1 protein-coding gene is annotated in these 1,257 nt (G+C 68.2%); it reads left to right on the top strand.

Annotation, left to right across the window (positions count from 1 at the left end):
* The first annotated feature begins 95 nt into the window (after positions 1-95).
* Positions 96-776 (top strand): DUF429 domain-containing protein, encoded by a 681-nt coding sequence (locus tag BRAO375_RS28065; protein WP_083842556.1) that lies wholly within the window; start codon positions 96-98, stop codon positions 774-776.
* Positions 777-1,257: the final 481 nt, after the last annotated feature.

Here is a 1,257-nt window from a genome sequence, read left to right as displayed (position 1 = left end):
TCGGCGTGGCGGGCAGCTCAGCTCTGACGTCTGCCTGGCTGAGTTTGCGCCGGATAAGAGGCGAGACTGTCGGACGCACTTGGTAGTTGAGAGCCATGCATCCCCAACGCTTCATCGGTCTCGACGGCTTCTCGCGCGGCTGGGTCGCCGTGTCGATCGACGGCGATCAACGCGACATCGCCTTCCCCGCCGACATCACCACCGCGCTCGCGGCTCCCTTCAGCCGCGCCGCGATCGACATCCCGATCGGGATGACCGATGACGGCACCCGCGTCTGCGACAGGATCGCCCGCGACAAGCTCGCGCCGCATCGCTCGCGCGTGTTCACCGGCGCGCGGCGCTGGCTGTGGGAGAACCACGCCGATCCGGATGAAGCGAACCTGGAAGCCACCCGCCGCGGCCAGCCCCGCGCCTCGCGGCAGCTCTGGCACCTCGGCCGCAAGATCATGGAGGTCGATGCCTTCGTCCGCGCGCATCGCGACCTCGATGTCCGCGAGGCGCATCCGGAGCTGGTGTTCCTGCGTCTCAACGGCGCGCCGCTGCCGTCGAAGAAGACGGAGCAGGGCGCCCGGCTGCGGCGCGACTTGTTAGTTGCTGCGGGCTTCTCCGCAATCGACGATTGGCTGACCCACACTCGTCGCGGCACCGGGGCCAAGCCCGACGACGTGCTCGACGCCTGCGCGGTGGCGCTCGCCGCCCGCGACTGTGCGGGCTGCGTACCGGAGGGCGCGCCGCCGCGCGATGCGCAGGGCGTTGCGATGCAGATCTGGTTTTGAACGCGCTAAGCGACCGAGACGCGGCAACTGGCCTCGACAACCGCCGCAAACTCCGCCGTCATTCCGGGGCGACGCGCGCAGCGCGGCGAGCCCGGAATCCATTTGGCCGCGTCTGCTGTCGCACGATGGATTCCGGGCTCGTGCTGCGCACGCCCCGGAATGACGGAGGAGAGAGTGTCGCTTGACGTCCGGCGGCGAGGGCTGGGCCATGGTTGCATTCCGCAAAAAAATAATTAGCTTGCGATTTTTCGGAAATCATGCTTTCCTCTCGCCATCCCGCCCCACTTGCGAAGGGGCGTAGCGCGCGATCGTCACGACACGCGGGGCGGGCAGCGGTGGCCGCGATCGAGCCGCAGCGTGTCCTCAGCGGATGCGCGGACGAACGGCTCGGCGCGGACGTGAAGTCGCAGCGGCCTGACACCCCGAAGCTGGTGTCAACAGCGCAATGCGCAAGCATTGTCGCGGCATGGTGGCCAACACG

The organism is Bradyrhizobium sp. ORS 375, from assembly GCF_000239775.1.
Classification (GTDB): domain Bacteria; phylum Pseudomonadota; class Alphaproteobacteria; order Rhizobiales; family Xanthobacteraceae; genus Bradyrhizobium.
Note: the sequence above shows the minus strand (reverse complement) of the source record. Positions and strands in the feature narration are given on the sequence as shown.

Excerpts from the sequence above, each read along its gene's own strand:
- BRAO375_RS28065 (WP_083842556.1), top strand. The coding sequence starts at position 96 with ATGCATCCCCAACGCTTCATCGGTCTCGACGGCTTCTCGCGCGGCTGG.